A 15619-nucleotide genomic window follows, 5' to 3' on the forward strand; every position below is an offset into this window, starting at 1 on the left:
GAACGGCCGCTAACGTGCCAGCCGCACCGGGTCGCCCGGCGCGCTGCGGCGGACGAGCCAGGCTTCGGTGATGTGGGTGAACATCGCCTCGGCGGCGCCGCCCGGATCGTGTGCGGCGATGCGCTCGTAGATGCGGCGGTGACCGCGGTTGGACGCGACGCACATGGCACGCTCCGGATGCCCCATGTACCGCGCGGTGTTGACGACCTGACTCTCCAGAGCGCGCACCACTCCACGGGCGATGCGGTTCCCCGACGACTGCATGATCACGTCGTGAAAGGCGCGGTCGTACTCGGCGTACGTGACGTGGTCGTCGACCAGCTCGTCCATGCGGTCCACCAGCGTGCGCAACTGGTCGACGACTTCTGGAGTGGCCAGCCGGGCGGCGACGTTGGCCATGTCGGACTCCAGCAGGCGCCGCGTGACGACGAGGTCGTCGAGGATCGCCAGGCTCTCGTCCTGGGCGATGCTCGCGGCCAGGATCTGCTCGTCGAGCATGTTCCACAGCGCCGGTGCGGTCACCGTGGTTCCCGAACCCTGGCGAACCTGCACGAGCCCCTTCTCCTGGAGGACCTTCACGGCCTCCCGGACGACGGTCCGGCTCACGGCGAAGGTCTCGCAGAGAGCGGGCTCGGGGGGCAGCGGCGTTCCCGGTGGGTGCTCCCCGCGGACGATACGTCCCACCAGTTCGGCCGTGACCGCCCGCGCGAGGCTCGCCGGTCGCTGCGCCCAGGAGGGCGGCGGGGAGTTGCTCTGGGCTGCTGACTGGGATGTCGTCATGGTTCCTCCGGCGGCCCCGCGACCACGCGGCGCCATGACTAGGCGGTCAATCATACGCGACGAGGCATTGACGTAATACGTCATACGAGTTACGTTTCCGAGCCATCGGCGATGGCCCGCCGTCTTCCGGCAGCAACGGAGAGTGATCGACATGAAGCGGCCAGCACTGTGGTCGGTCGTCCTGGTCGCCGGGCTGCTGTCCGGCTGCGGCAGCGCGGGCTCCGGCTCGTCGTCCGGCACCCCGGACGGCACACTCGTGGTCTGGGACTGGAAGTCCGGCGAAGAGACGGCAGCCTCCTACATCGAGCAGGCGAAAGCCGACTTCGCCGAAGAGCACCCCGATGTGACGGTCGAGTTCGTGGCCCAGCCCTTCGACCAGTACTACACCCTGCTCGGCACGGCCATTCAGGCCGGCAAGGGCCCCGACGTCATGCTCTTCAACGGCGGCGGCCAGATACGCGACCGCACAGACGCCCTCCTTCCCCTTGACGACTACGTCACCGAGGACAGGCAGCGGCTGGCCGGCTGGGAAGCCTTCACCGCGAAGGGCAAGACCTATGCCGCACCGGTGACGTTGCAGGGCCACCCCCTCTACTACAACAAGGCGCTCTACGAAGAGGCCGGGCTCGACCCCGGCCGCCCGGCGACCACGTGGAGGGAGTTCACCGACGACTGCGAAGCCATCACCGAGGCGACGGACGCCAGTTGCCTCTCCCTCGGGAACAAGGAGGGCTTCGGCATCCAGTTCTTCCTCTCGGGCCTGGGGCCGGGCGTCCTCACCCCGCGCGAGTACGACGCCTGGATCACAGGTGACCGGGACTGGACCTCTCCGCGCGTGCGGCGGATCTTCGAACTCTGGAAGGAGACCGGCGACGCCGGTCTGAACAACGCCGGGGCCAACTCGACCGCACTGTTCAACGACGCCTTCGCCCTCTTCCAGTCCGGCGAGGCAGCGCACGTCGTCGGGCTGATGTCGGACGTCGGGCACTGGAAGGACTTCGGCGAGTTCCTGGACCCGGACGACATCGGCGTCATGCAGGCTCCGCGTGCCGAGGCCGACGCCGAGCCCGTCCTGCCGTACGACGGCGGAATCGGCTACGCGGTCGCGAAGTGGACGAAGAAGCCGGCCCTCGCCGCAGACCTGGTGCGCTCCCTGACCTCGAAGGACGCTCTCCAGGCGTTCTACGCCGACGCCGGCGCGGTCGTCTCCGACACCACCGTCGACGTGTCGGACGGCGGCGCGGCCCTGTCCACGATCACCTCGGAGATCGGCGCCGGCAAGCCCGCGCTGCACGTCGCACTGTCCACCGAGACGCTGGATCTGATGGGAAGGCTCTCGCAGCAGATCCTGAGCGGTTCGACCAGCGTCGACGACGCGCTGAAGCAACTGGCCGACTCCGACCGGAAGGGCTGACCCTCGTGCTGCTCGGAGGCACGCAGCCGTCGGTCGTCCGGGCCGGTGCCGAGCGGGCCGGCAGGACAAAGACCCCGCGGCGCGTACGCCGTACGAGCGCGGGGACGGGCTCCCCGCGTGCTTTCGGCGCGCAGCGTGCGGAGCGCCTCGCGCCCTACGTCCTGGTGGCCCCGGCCGTCCTGGTCATCGCGACGCTTCGGCTGTGGCCGCTGCTCCTGGGTGTGAACTACTCCTTCACCGGCGACGGCGCGCGCGACGGGACCTCGGTCGGCCTGGACAACTACGCCGAACTCTTCGACGACCCGCTCTTTCACACCGCGTTGGAGAACGTCGGCCTGCTGGTGCTGCTGCTCCCCGTCGCGGTGGCGATCCCGGGCATGCTGGCGACCTTCATCTTCCTGCGCGTGCCAGGGCACCGGCTCTTCCGGAGCGTCTACTTCTTCCCGGCCGTGCTCTCGCCGGTGATCGTCGGCGCGATCTTCAACCTCCTGCTCGCCTTCGACGGTCCGCTCAACTCTCTTCTGGAAAAGGCCGGCATCGGTGCGGTCGACTGGCTCGGCGATCCGGACGTCACCATGTTCACCGTCGTGGGGGTGCATATCTGGGCGACGTTCGGGATGGCCCTGGTGGTCTTCCTCGCCGGCTTCTCCACGCTGGACACCACCCTCCTCGACGCCGCCCGCGTGGACGGTGCGTCGCTCGCCCGGGTCATCCGGCACGTGATCGTCCCCGGCCTGTCCCGCACCATCCAGTTCGTCTTCGTCACCACCATGATCGGGATGCTGACCTCCATGTTCGGCCTGCTCTACGTGATGACCAGCGGAGGACCGGAGGGGTCGACCTACCTGCCGGAGTACTACATCTGGATCCAGCAGGGGCAGATGAACCGCCCGGCGCTCGCCTCGGCCGCCTCGACGGTTCTCTTCCTCATCATGCTCGTGGTGGGGCTGGTCCAGATCGGGCTGCTCCGCCGCGCGGGGAGGGAGCACTGATGCGCGTTCCCCGCCGGAGGCGCTGGGTGGTCGCCGTCCCGATGGCGGCTCTCGCCCTCGCGACGGTCTACCCCCTTGTGTTCACCGCCAACGTCGCCATGAAGTCCCGCCGCGACTACATCCTCGACCGGTTCTCCCCGGCGGACTCCCTGCGCTGGGACAACATCGCCACGGCGTGGACGAGCGTCGGGCTCGGCCGGTACTTCGTCAACTCCGTCGTCGTGGTGTCGTCCGCCGTCGCGCTTCTCCTGCTGATCGGATCGATGGCCGGGTTCGCGCTGAGCCACCTGCGGTTCCGGGGGTCACGGGCGCTCTTCCTGTGCTTCCTCGCGGCGCTGTTCGTTCCGTTCCAGGTGGTCATGGTCCCGCTCGCGCAGGTCATGGCGGACACCGGCCTCATCGACACCTACCCCGGGCTGGTCCTCGCCTATGTCGCGCAGTTCCTCCCCTTCTCGATCTTCCTGATGACGAGCTACTACTCCGGGATCCCGCGCGAGATCGTGGACGCCGCCCGCGTCGACGGGAACACGCTGTACGGCGTCTACCGGCGGATCATGCTGCCGATCGGCCGTCCCGCGCTGCTGTCGGTCGGCATCCTCAACGCCCTGTTCTGCTGGAACGACGTACTCATCTCCCTGCTGATGATGCCGTCCGCCGAACACCGCACGCTCATGGTGGGTGTCACCTCGCTGCGCGGACAGTACTCCGACGACATCCCCACCTTCGCCTCCGGAGTGCTGATCGCCGCCCTGCCGGTCCTCGTGATCTACCTCTTCTTCCAGCGCCAGATAGCCGACGGGATCACCGCCGGTGCCACGAAGGGCTGACATGCGGATCACCGGATATCGCACGCTGACGACCTTCCTCGACTGGGGCCGGCCCGTCGGGGACGCCAACGGCGTCCTCACCGACGGGATCACGCCGGTGCCGGTGGTACTGGTGGACACCGACGCCGGGATCACCGGCGTCGGACTGGGGCCCCACGCGGCAGGGGAAGCCGTCTTCCCCGCCGTCGACGGCGAGGATCCCCGCTGCGTGAGCGCGCTCTACGACCGCATGCTCCGGCAGGCGTTCAAGGCCGGCCACGGCGGAGCCGTCTTCGGGACCATCGGCGCGCTCGACACCGCCCTGTGGGACATCAAGGCGAAGGCGGCCGGTGAACCGCTGTGGCGCCTGCTGGGCGGACGGGACCGGCGAGTTCCCGCTTACGCGTCCGGCCTCGACATCGCACTCGGCGACGACGACCTGGCCACGGTCTATCAGGTCTACGCCGAGCGTGGCCTGCGGGCGGCCAAGCTCAAGGGCGGTCTCGACATCGAGCGGGACCGCGACCGCCTGACCCTCGTACGGGAGGTGCTGACCAGGGCCGGGCGCGGGATGCGGCCCGCCCTGATGCTCGACGTGAACGAGAACTGGACCCGCAAGCAGGCGGTCCGCCATGTCCGGGAGCTGGAGCAGACCCTGGACCTCACCTGGGTGGAGGAGCCCGTACGGCGCTGGGACGCCGAGGGCCTGGCCGCCGTCGGACGGGGGATCCGCGCCTCGGTGGCGAGCGGGGAGAACCTCACCGGGCTCGAACAGTACCGCTCGCTTCTGGCGCAGGGCGCGGTCGACATCGTGCAGGCGGCCGCGGTCTGGGGCGTGACCCACTTCCTGCGGGTGGCCGCCCTGGCGCACGCCCACGACCTGCCGGTCAGCCCGATCGGCGGCTCTCCGATCGCCCTGCTGCACGCCGCGACAGCCGTGCCCAACCACTTCGCAAGCGAACTGCAGAACCTGCGGGAGCCCGTCGGTCTCTCCTTCGACCTGCGGGTCGAGGACGGCGCCTTCGTCCTCGGCGACTCGGCGGGGCTGGGCATCGAGGTCGACGAAGAAGCGATCACGGCGGCGGTACGCCCCCGGCCCGCCGCCGCGTGCGAAGGCCCGGACGTCCGGCCCGAGTACGCCGGACGGCGACTGCTGGCCGTGGATGACCGCGGCCGCCCCGCCACTCACCACCCCGGACCGCTCCCCACGCCACAGCACCTCGACGGGGTGCCCCACGACGCCCGGCCCTGACTCCCCACCGCGAAGAAAGGACACGGCCATGCCCCCACTCCGCGCACGGTATGCACGCATCAGCGCGGCGGCGGCAGCCGCGGCCCTGGCCGCCGGACTCCTCGCCGCCCTGCCCACCGAGTCCCTCGCAGCACCCCGGCATCACACCCTCGTCGTCGCTCCGACGGGCGCTCCGCGGGCCGCCGACGACGGCCCGGGGACCGCCGAGCGGCCGTTGCAGACCCTGGAGGAGGCGCAGCGACGGGCACGGAACCTCGCCGGCCGCGGCGACGGCGACGTGAAGGTGAGCCTGCTGAAGGGAATCCACCGTCTCAGCTCCCCGCTGCGCCTCGGGGCCGCCGACTCCGGCCGTGACGGCCACACCGTGACCTGGACGGCGGCACCGGGAGCGGAAGCCGTGGTGAGCGGCGCGGAACCGGTCACGGACTGGGAACTCGACGACCCCGCGACGGGCGTCTACAAGGCCGACGTCGGCACCGGCTTCGACAGCCGCCAGCTCTACGTGGACGGCGTACCGGCGCAGCGCGCGCGGACCGGGCTGTCCCGGTCCGACATCACGCTCGACGCGACGGGCTTCACCCTCGACAACCCGGACCTCGCCTACCTCGCCACGCTGCCCGACCAGAGGCGCATCGAACTCCAGGCGAAGCTCTCGTTCACCAACCGGTTCGCCCCCGTACAGAGCATCTCCGGCTCAAGGGTCGTCATGCAGCAACCGGCCTGGGACAACAACACCTACGGGTACGACACCGTCCAGTCCCCGTTCCGTACGCCCGTGTTCTCCCTGCTGAACTCCAAGAGATTCCTCAACGAGCCCGGTGAGTGGTACCTGGACACCACCGCAGGCACGCTGTACTACAAGCCGCTTCCGGGGCAGGACCTGCAACGCGCGCAGGTCGAGCTGCCGCGGCTGGAGTCGCTGCTGGAGGTCGGCGGCACCTACGACGAGCCGGCCCGCAACCTCCGGTTCGAAGGGCTGACCTTCACCGGCACCACCTGGCTGCACCCCGGCAGCCCCAACGGATACGCCAACCAGCAGACGGGCGCGTTCATCACGGGAGTCCAGCCCCACCGGCCGTCCGACGCCTTCACCTCCTGCGCGGTCGGCTGCCGCGGCTTCGAGGGTGCACGCAACAACTGGGCACAGGCCCCCGGGGCGGTGCAGGTGTCGGCGGCAGAGGACATCGGCTTCGAGGACAACAGCTTCGTCAACCTCGGCTCCGTCGGCCTCGGCATCGGCAACGACGCCAACGCGCACGGCACCGGAGTGGGACTGGGCGCGAAGAACGTGTCGGTCGTGGGCAACACCTTCACCGCGAGCGCCGGCGGCGGCATCGTGGCCGGCGGAGTACGCCCGGACGCGCACCATCCGTCCGACCCGCGCATGACCAACAGCGACATCCTGATCAGGAACAACCGCATCTACTCCACGGCCCTCGAATACCTCGACCAGGACGGCATCTTCGCCAGCTACATCTCCGGACTGGCCATCGAGCACAACGACGTCTCCGACATGCCCTACACCGGCATCGGGATCGGCTACGGCTGGGGCGCCAACGATCCCGGCGGCAGCCCGGAGTACGTCAACCGCGGGCTCTACGACTTCCAGCCGGTCTACCAGACTCCCACGACGCTGCGTGACGTGCGTGTCGTGGGAAACCACGTGCGCAACGTCGTGCAGACGATGTTCGACGCCGGCTGCATCTACAGCCTCTCCGCGATTCCGGGCGGCGTCGTCGACGAGAACTACTGCGAGAACAGCGGGCAACTCGGCCTGTACTTCGACGAGGGCTCCCGCTATCTCAGCGGCAGCCGCAACGTCTTCGTCGGCAGCGCCGGGCAGTGGGCGCACGCCAACAACCAGAACGGCAACCGCACCGGCGACCTCACCCTGGTCGGCAACTACACGACCAACCCCGCCATCACCGGCATCGTCGACGGCCAGCGCGGCAACGTCGCCCGCGACAACGTCACCTTCAACGTGGGCGACATCCCCGCCGGGGCCCGCGAAGTGATCTCCCGCGCGGGTCCGACCGGCTAGGCCGGCGGGCACGGGCACATCAACGGCGGTGCCCGTGCCCGCGGCCGGGTGCGGTTCAGTCCGGTACGCGGACGTCTCTGCCGCTGAACCGCTGCCAGTAGCTCACGCAGGTGTCCCGCCAGTCGGCCGCGTCCGACTCGTGGAGCGCCAGCTTGGCCCTGACCTCGGCGAACCGGCGGGCGTCGAGCCGGGGTTCCAGGGAGTCCCAGGTTCGGCGCATGCCGCCGACGTACCGGACACCCGAGTAGTAGTGGTGGACGAGTTCGTCCCAGAAGATCCTGCCGCTGCTCATGGGGCGGTCCCAGGGCACGTGATGGAACCACATCATGAGGTTCTCGGGGACGGTGCCGAGGTCTCCGTAGGCCGCTTCCAGGGTGGCGGAGTACTGGGCGGTGAAGTTGCTTCCGGTGGGGGAACGGTCGTAGCCGAGGCCCACGCTGTCCGCCTTGTTGTAGTAGACGGGGTTCCAGTCGTCGCGCGGGAGGTGTGATTCCGAAGGGCCGGGGCCGTAGTGGACGTCGGCGGTGAACTGGTGTGCGATCCCGAGGGGGGTCTGGTAGCTCACCAGCGCTTCCCAGGAGCCCATCATCATGGAGACGATCGCGTCGACGACGTTCCGGCTGTTGCTCCAGGTCATCCTCACCCAGTCGACGGCGATGTCCGCGGAGTCCGCGGTCCAGTCCCAGGACTGGCGGCCGAAGGCGTACAGGTTCGCCTGGGAGAAGTGGTGTCCGGTCAGGTTGTCCGCGTTGCCCAGGTTGGCCACGCCGACGACCGCGGTGTCCGAGTGGCCCTGGGCCGTTCCGTCCACGATGTGGCCGACCAGGCGCCTGTCGAGGGGCCGGCCCTGCGCGTCCGTGGCATGGGTGTCGGTCTTGAGGATCTCCTCCCACATGGGAGCCAGGAAACAGAGCATCCGGTTCTGGCCGGTGTACTCCTGGGTGATCTGGAGTTCGAGGGCCTGGTTGGTGTTCTCCATCCGGCCGAACATCGGGTGGACGGGCTCCCTGGCCTGGAAGTCCAGAGGGCCGTTCTTGGTCTGGAGAAACACGTTGTCCAGGAAGCGGCCGGTCGTTCCGTCGGGCTGGGCCTCGTCGTCGATGTGACCGAACTCCAGGTAGGCGCGCTTCAGCCGGTCGCTGTCGACGTCGGGGTTGTAGACGAACGTCCGCCAGTAGATCTTCAGGCCGAGAGGTGCCACAGCGGTCGCCATGCCGTTGGCGCCGTCTCCGTGGTCGTGGCCGAAGTCCTGAGGGCCCGGCTGGCCCTCGGAGTTGGCCTTCACGGTGAAACCGAGGAAATCAGGTATGGACTCCTGGATCCGCCGGGCCCTCCGGGTCCACCATGCCCGGAAGCCGGCGTCCGTGGGCGCCATCTGCTCCTCGGTGAGCGTGTCCGGTGCGAAGCGGCCGTCCAGGGGCGCCGCGTACCGGATGGAGAGGGCGAGCCTGATCCCGTACGGCCGCAGCGCATCGGCCAGCGCGGCCTCCTGGGCGATGTACGCGGGGGTGAGGTAGGAGTTGTCGGCGTTGACGTTGTTGATGGTGATCCCGTTGATCCCGACGGAAGCCATCGCCCGCGCCGCCACGAGGTAGCGGTCGAGGACGACCGGCAGGTTCAGCGGGGCACTGGCGCCGGTCGCGGCGAAGTTGAAGATCGCGCCGTTCTCGCCGCGCAGCCCGCCCGTTCCCGGCTCGTCGTTGCCGGCGTAGAGACGCTCGGTGTCCCAGTAGTTCAGGTGGCGGTTGGCGACCCTCGGGGTCTCGGTGAGTGCCAGGTCCGTGATCGGCTTGTGCGTCTGGATGCGCCGCAGGAAGGCGAACGTGCCGTACAGCGCGCCCACTTCGGTGGTGCCCGCGATGAGGGTGAACGTCCGACGCCCCTGGGAGACCGACTTGATGACGAAGCCGTCCCGGCCCACGCGTTCCACCTCGCCGGCCGGCAGGAGTCGGCGCACGGCCTGTGAACTCTCCGGGGTCCCCACGACGACGGCGCCGTCGGGCAGGACGTCCCCGGGCCGCGGGAGTACCCGCACCGGCCGGTCCAGCAGCCCACTCAGGCCCCGGACCAGTTCCTCCCTGGCAGCCCCCAGGGTGGAGGCCATCAGCCGCTCGGTCGATCCCGGAGCCATGCCCAGGTCCGGTGTGTGGCGGTAGGAAGCGTTCCGGTCGGCGTTCTCCACGACGACGGCCGTCACCTGCCGCCGGTACTGCCTGAGCAGGTGCGGATCGCTGACGGGCACGTAGCGCAGCCACATGTCGGAGCCGTCGTAGTCGTCGTCCCGCGTCTCGGCGGGACCGAGGGGCGCGCCCTCGCGGTCCTGTGCGCCCGCGGGCCTGCCCGCGTTCGGTCCCAGGGCCGCGCCCGCCGCGACCGCACCCATGAACGACCGTCGATTCATTGACATGAACCTGTCTTACCAAATCCCTCCCGGCTTGTCAGTCCCAGGAACACTGGTCACGTCTGTGAACCGTCTTCGCGGTCGCCTCCGCGCCCCGGGTCACGGGGTTGCCACGTCGAAACGCGCCACCCGCACGCTGCCTCCGAGTGCCCGGGTGGCGTGGTTGAAGACGGCGTAGCGGTAGCCCATGAAGAACTGCCAGGCGTTGTTGAGCGTGAAGGCGGGCCCGAGCGGGCTGAAGCCGCTGCCGTCGGTGCTGTACGAGAACTGGGCCTGCCGTCCGCTCCCGGGCCGGATGTCGGCGCGGGCGCGCAGCCAGATCCGGCTGCCCGTGAAACCCACGCTCGCGCGCTCGGTCCCCCTGCCGGTGGTGTTCCAGTTGCCGTCCATGGTCAGGCCGTCGACCATCACCACGCGCGTCGTGCCGCCCTCGCGCTTGAGGCCGATCCAGGCGGAGGAGTCGCGCAGCATGGCCAGCCCCGCCCGGTCGCCGTCGGCCATCTGGGAGCAGTCGAGCTCGATCGTGGCGGTGGAGGTGGGTCCCTGGATGCGATGGGTCAGGGTGTTGCGGGCGTTGTACAGGTCGTCGGTCACCGTCGCGGTGCGCAGGGCCAGCCCGTTGCCGACGGAGAATCTGGAGGTGTCGGGGTTGTGGTTCCACTCCCACTGCGGGCCGAGCCGGGTGCCCTGGAAGGTGTCCGTGCCGGTCATCGGCGCGACGGGGCGCAGAGGCAGCGGTGCGGTGTACGACTGTCCCCAGGCACCGTTCACGAGTTGCAGTACGGGCCAGCCGTCCCAGGTCCACGTGATCGGGGCGAGCGCCGGGACCCGGCCGCCGGGGTATGCGTCGACGAAGGCCATGTAATGCCACCGTCCGTCCGGGGTGCTCACGAGGCCGCCCTGGTGCGGCACCCCGCCCCCTGCGATCGGCCCGGGCAGGTTGAGCAGGAGTTGCCGCATGTCGTACGGGCCGAAGGGGCCGGAGCTGGACTTCAGGATGTACTGACCGTTGGCCGGACGGGTCAGGAAGATGTAGTAGTTCCCGTTGATCTTGTAGAAACGGGCTCCCTCCAGAGTGCCGACGCTCGGCGGGGTGCTGAACACCTGCTGGGAGCGGACCTGGGTGCGTGCGTCCGGCGCGAGCTGGGCGACGTGGATGGCGGTGTTGCCGTAGGCCACGTAGGGAGTGTCGTCATCGTCGAACAGCAGCCCCGCGTCGTAGTAGACGTTGCCGAGGGAGGCGTGTCTGGTCCAGGGCCCTTCGACGGACGTGGCGGTGTAGAGGTAGGTGCGGGCGAAGTCGATCTGGCCCACCCAGTAGAACGTGCGGCTGCTCGGGCGGTAGCCCAGTGAGGAGGCCCAGATGCCGCGGACGTAGCCGCGGCCGCCGTTCAGGTCGTACTTGCTCCCGAAGTCCAGCACCGGCACCGAGTGGCCGGCGAACTCCCAGTTGACCAGGTCGTAGGAGCGCAGGATGGGCGCGCCCGGCGAGTAGTGCATCGTCGAGGCGGAGTAGTAATAGGTGTCACCGACGCGGATGATGTCGATGTCCGCGAAGTCCTGCCACAGGACCGGGTTGGTGAACGTCGCCAGCGTTGCGTTCGCCGCGGCGGGGGATGCCGCGGCCGGCCGGGCATGGGCGGGTTGTGCGAGGGGCAGCGCGGTCGCGGCGGCCAGGCCGGTGGCGGCCGTCAGTAGGCTCCGGCGGCTCCAGGGGCGCAGTGGGTCGGACATGGGGGGTCGCCTCCTCGGTCGTATCGGGGTCAGCTACGGGTCCACCGCTGGTGGGTCTGGCCGCCGCAGGCCCCCAGGACCAGCCGCGAGCCGTTCGCGGTGGCCGCACCGCTCGTCTCCAGGCACAGTCCGGCGTGCACGTTGCGGATCGAACCGTCGGCGGCGAAGCTCCACTTCTGGTTGTCCTGGCCGTTGCAGGTCCAGGTGATCACCCGGGTGCCGTTCGCGGTCCCCTGGTTCTCGGCGTCCAGGCACTTGTCGCCGAAGACGCGGATCTCTCCGCCGGCCCACGTCGTCCAGAGCTGGTTGGCGGCGGTGTGGCAGTCCCAGATCACGACGGCGGCGCCCGCGGCCGTGGAGGAGTTCTCCACATCGAGGCAGCGGCCGGAACCGTTACCGCGGATCCGGGAGGTCTCGGCGGCGAGCGGCGCGCCCCCGGTGATCCGGAAGGCCGTCACGCCGTGCGCCGGTACGCTCGCGCTGATCTGGCCGCTCGTGCTCGACGTGGCACCGGTCCACAGGTCGGTGAGCGTGAACGCCCCGCCGGCCAGGCCGATCTGTGCGGCCGAGGCGCTGACGGTGGCGGTGCTGCTGCCGCGGTTGAAGAGGCCCACGGCGACCGAGCCGTCGGACAAGGGCTTGGCGAACACCTCGGTGGCGCCGTCGTCGCGGACCCGCCGTCCGCCGGCGCCCAGGGGGTCCTGGTTCACCGCCAGCAGCCGCTGGTTGCGTAACACCGCGCTGACGTCGGCGGACATGGTGCGGATGTCGTTGCCCGCCATCAACGGCGCGGCCATCAGCGCCCAGAGGGTGAAATGCGACCGCGACTCGGTCAGCGACAGCCCCGGCCTGCCCACGACCAGCATGTCCGGATCGTTCCAGTGGCCCGGGCCGGCCTGGGCGGCGAGCGGGGCGTTGACGTCGACGACGTTGCCGACGCCCATCGGGTAGCTGTTGACGTTGCCGTTCTGCCAGATGTCGAGCAGGTCCTCGGTGGTGCGCCACAGGTCGGCGACCTCGCCCCAGTTGTACGTGGAGCCGGTGATCGCGTGGAAGCTGTTCGGGTTGATGCTGTAGACGATGGGCCTGCCGGTGTTCCGCAGGGCGTCGCGCATCAGGGAGAACCGGGCCACCTGCTCGTCGCGCGTGCCCGCGGGCGAGCACCAGTCGTACTTGAGGTAGTCCACGCCCCAGGAGGCGAAGGTACGGGCGTCCTGCACCTCGTGCCCCATGCTGCCGGTCGAGCCGGGGAACGTGCCGACGCGCTGCGCACAGGTGCGCTCGGTGGGCACCTGGTAGAGGCCGAACTTCAGGCCGCGGCTGTGGATGTAGTCGCCGAGCGCCTTCATCCCGCTGGGAAACTTCGCCGGGTGGGCGCGCAGGTTGCCCTGGGCGTCACGCTGCGGGTCGAACCAGCAGTCGTCGACCACCACGTACTCGTAGCCCGCATCCCGCATGCCCGAGCTGACCATGGCGTCCGCCGCCTGGCGCACCATGTCCTCGGTGACGCCGCAGCCGAAGCTGTTCCAGCTGTTCCAGCCCAGCGGCGGGGTGACGGCCGGGCTGCCGGGTGCGGCCTGGGCGACCGGCTGGTGGGGCGCCGCGGCGGACAGCGTCAGCACCGCGGCCGTCGCCGCGAGCAGGCGGGCCAGTCGCCTTCGTGATCGAGTGAGCATGCCGCTCCTTTCGGCGCACCCGTCCCGCGGGAGTCCCGCTCGCCGCGGGACGGGCGGTTGCTTGTGGTTGTCCGGTGTTCAGCAGGGGTGGCGTCGGCCCGGGCCTGCGGGCCCGTGCACGGCTGACAGGCTTGTCCGGTGTCAGTAGCCGTAGATCATCTTGTAGGCGACCTCGGGCAGGAACTGCCCGGCGGTGGAGCCTGATCCGACACCGCAGTTGCCGTCGGACTCTCCCGGGGTCTTGACCCACAGGAGCATCTCAGCGCCGCCTCCCTGCTGGGTGGGCGTGCCGATCTTGCGTCCGCCGGGGTTGCACCACTCGCCGTTCGAGCCGTTGCCGTTGCGGCTGGTGTCCACGACGAACGGCTTGCTGTAGCCGTAGCGCTGGCCCAGTGCCTGGTTGACGCCGCCGGCGTAGGACACGTTCTCCGAGGTGGTGTAGTAGTTCGAGACGTTGAGGGAGAAGCCCCGGGCGAGGCTGAGTCCGGAGGAGTGCAGACGTTGGGCCATGGTCGAGGCGTCGACCCAGCGGGGGTTGCCCGCGTCGAGATAGACCCAGGCGTTCGGCGCGCTGGACCGGAACCGCGAGAGGGCGTTGGTGAGCATGTTCTGCCGCTCGGCGATCTGCGCCTGGGACATGCAGCTGTAGTCGCCAAGGGCGTCGGGCTCCAGTACGACGACTGCCGGACGGCTGCCGATACCGCGGGCGAAGGCGTCGATCCACCCGGCGTACTCGGACGGCGACGCGGCTCCACCGCCCGAGTGCCCACCGCACGCGTCACGGCCGTACATGTTGTACGCGACGAGGAGCGGCAGCTTGTCGGCCGCCTGGGCCGCCCCGGTGTAGGACCCTACTGCGGAGCCGATGTCGCCGCTCCAGGAACCGAACCAACGGGCCATGGGGGTGCCGGCGATGGAGTTGCGGATCGCGGAGGCCCGGCCGTCCCCGGGGTTGGCGGCCGACCAGACCGCGGGGCTGGAGTTCGGGTCGACGTAGAAGCCGCTGGTCATGGCGAGCGGGGTGGGCGCCGCCTGCGCGGATGGAGACGACGCCAGGAACAGCGGCAGAGCGAGGAGCGCCGCCACCGCCCCGCGTATGAGTTTGCGCATCGGTGAACCTCATTCATGAAGGGGAACGCCGCGAGGCTCTCGTCCTGAGCCCGCGGCATGACGGTGCGACGATGTCGGGCTGCCGCACTCCGAGCACGAGTGGCGCACGGGAGCGCCGACCTTTGGGAGCGCTCCCATTTTGTGGCAGAGATTCGCGAGTGCTACCGGTCATCGTGTGGGCGCTGATGGGAACCTGTCAAGAGTTGGCGCGCGGCCACTCTTCACCGGAGGGCGGGCAGTCGTTAGGGTCCCAGGACTGGAAGCGCTCCCGGCGTATGGGGGACGTCCTCGCAACCACGCCCGGAGAGGCCCCGGGATCCATGACAGACGTGCCGCGCCGACAGCCCACGCTCGACGAAGTGGCCGAGCGCGCCGGCGTCTCCCGCTCGGCCGCCTCGCGGGTGCTCAACAACGCGCCCCACGTCAGCCCGGCGAAGCGTGCGGCGGTCCTGCGGGCCATCAGGGAACTCGACTACGTGCCGAACACGACGGCGCGGGCGCTGGCCACCCGCCAGAGAGGCGCGGTCGCTCTCGTCATCTCGGGCGAGGCTCCGTCGATCTTCGCGGACCCGTTCTTCGCGAAGGTGATCGTCGGCGCTTCCGGCGCCCTGGAGGGGGCCGACCTGCACCTGATGCTGTGCCTCGCGGCAAGTGAGCGCAGCCGGCGGCGGCTCGCGGAACTCCTGCGCGCCCGGGGGGTCGACGGCGCCATGTTCATGGCCGTCCGGGAGAACGACCCCGTGCTCCACCTCGCTCGGGAGGCGGAGGTCCCCGTCGTCTTCGGCGGGCGCCCGGCGGGATTCGATCCGCCGTGGTACGTGGACGTCGACAACGCCGGTGGCGCCCGCGAGGCCACGGAGCACCTGCTCGCCCGCGGCCGGAGGCGGGTGGGCATGATCTGCGGGCTGCCGGACGCCGAGGCGAGCCGTGCGCGTCACCGCGGCTACCGGGAGGCCATGATCCTCGCAGGACTGCGGCCTCTCCCGCCGGAGTACGGGGACTTCACCGAACCCAGCGGCGCCGCCGCCATGGCAATGCTGCTGAAGCGGCAGCCGGAGCTGGACGGAGTGTTCGCCGCCAACGACAACATGGCGGCCGGCGCACTGCGCACGCTGCGCGGCTCGGGCCGTGCGGTGCCCGCCGACGTCGCGGTCGTGGGATTCGACGACCTGGACATCGCACGGATCGCCGAACCGTCGCTGACCACGGTCCACCAGCCCATCGAAGCCCTGGGCAACGAGATGGCGCGCATGCTCGCCGGGCTCATCGCGGGTGAGGACCCCAGCTCCCTGATCCTCCCCACCAGCCTCGTCGCGCGCTCCAGCACGTGAACTGCGCGGCCTGTTCGAAATTTTCGAGCTGTTAACGGAAACTTTTTCTGCGAAGAGTGTTGACGACCCACGCCCACCCCTC

General features: G+C 69.9%; 11 protein-coding genes. 6 read left to right on the forward strand and 5 right to left on the reverse strand.

The genetic code is table 11. The features are described from left to right. Window positions 1-9: 9 nt before the first annotated feature. Complete coding sequence (locus ABGA99_RS12475) at window positions 10-780, reverse strand: FadR/GntR family transcriptional regulator (RefSeq protein WP_347577589.1); 771 nt, start codon at window positions 778-780, stop codon at window positions 10-12. Between the two features lie 151 nt (window positions 781-931). On the opposite strand from ABGA99_RS12475, the gene ABGA99_RS12480 reads away from it, so the two are divergent. The 5 genes from ABGA99_RS12480 to ABGA99_RS12500 all read left to right on the forward strand — a co-directional run bounded on the left by ABGA99_RS12480 (window position 932) and on the right by ABGA99_RS12500 (window position 7285). Then, window positions 932-2194 (forward strand): extracellular solute-binding protein, encoded by a 1263-nt coding sequence (locus tag ABGA99_RS12480; RefSeq protein WP_347577588.1) that lies wholly within the window; start codon window positions 932-934, stop codon window positions 2192-2194. 161 nt (window positions 2195-2355) lie between these two features. Further along, window positions 2356-3186, forward strand: coding sequence for a sugar ABC transporter permease (locus ABGA99_RS12485; protein WP_347577776.1), 831 nt, complete (start codon window positions 2356-2358; stop codon window positions 3184-3186). Beyond that, a complete protein-coding gene (locus tag ABGA99_RS12490) occupies window positions 3186-4013 on the forward strand; it encodes a carbohydrate ABC transporter permease (RefSeq protein WP_347577587.1) in 828 nt (275 codons plus the stop codon). Before ABGA99_RS12485 ends, ABGA99_RS12490 begins: the two co-directional genes overlap by 1 nt. A 1-nt stretch (window position 4014) precedes the next feature. Continuing rightward, window positions 4015-5244, forward strand: a complete 1230-nt coding sequence (locus ABGA99_RS12495) for a mandelate racemase/muconate lactonizing enzyme family protein (protein WP_347582633.1) — start codon at window positions 4015-4017, stop codon at window positions 5242-5244. A gap of 28 nt (window positions 5245-5272) precedes the next feature. Continuing rightward, window positions 5273-7285 (forward strand): right-handed parallel beta-helix repeat-containing protein, encoded by a 2013-nt coding sequence (locus ABGA99_RS12500; protein ID WP_347582634.1) that lies wholly within the window; start codon window positions 5273-5275, stop codon window positions 7283-7285. A gap of 55 nt (window positions 7286-7340) precedes the next feature. Here the strand turns inward: ABGA99_RS12500 and ABGA99_RS12505 are convergent, their stop codons facing one another. The 4 genes from ABGA99_RS12505 to ABGA99_RS12520 all read right to left on the reverse strand — a co-directional run bounded on the left by ABGA99_RS12505 (window position 7341) and on the right by ABGA99_RS12520 (window position 14206). Further along, the gene (locus tag ABGA99_RS12505) at window positions 7341-9692 is read right to left on the reverse strand and encodes an alpha-glucuronidase family glycosyl hydrolase (RefSeq protein ID WP_347582635.1); all 2352 of its coding nucleotides are present in this window, start codon (window positions 9690-9692) and stop codon (window positions 7341-7343) included. 93 nt (window positions 9693-9785) lie between these two features. Continuing rightward, window positions 9786-11420 carry a glycoside hydrolase 43 family protein gene (locus ABGA99_RS12510; protein WP_347582636.1) on the reverse strand — a complete coding sequence of 545 codons (1635 nt, stop codon included), beginning with the start codon at window positions 11418-11420 and terminating at the stop codon, window positions 9786-9788. Between the two features lie 29 nt (window positions 11421-11449). Further along, entirely contained in the window at window positions 11450-13096 is a 1647-nt protein-coding gene (locus ABGA99_RS12515; RefSeq protein ID WP_347582637.1) for a ricin-type beta-trefoil lectin domain protein, read from the reverse strand. A gap of 141 nt (window positions 13097-13237) precedes the next feature. Further along, window positions 13238-14206, reverse strand: a complete 969-nt coding sequence (locus ABGA99_RS12520) for a glycoside hydrolase family 6 protein (protein ID WP_347580800.1) — start codon at window positions 14204-14206, stop codon at window positions 13238-13240. 320 nt (window positions 14207-14526) lie between these two features. On the opposite strand from ABGA99_RS12520, the gene ABGA99_RS12525 reads away from it, so the two are divergent. Continuing rightward, window positions 14527-15537, forward strand: a complete 1011-nt coding sequence (locus ABGA99_RS12525) for a LacI family DNA-binding transcriptional regulator (RefSeq protein WP_347580799.1) — start codon at window positions 14527-14529, stop codon at window positions 15535-15537. Window positions 15538-15619: the final 82 nt, after the last annotated feature.

It is taken from the genome of Streptomyces sp. B5E4, assembly GCF_039871555.1.
Taxonomy (GTDB): Bacteria; Actinomycetota; Actinomycetes; order Streptomycetales; family Streptomycetaceae; genus Streptomyces.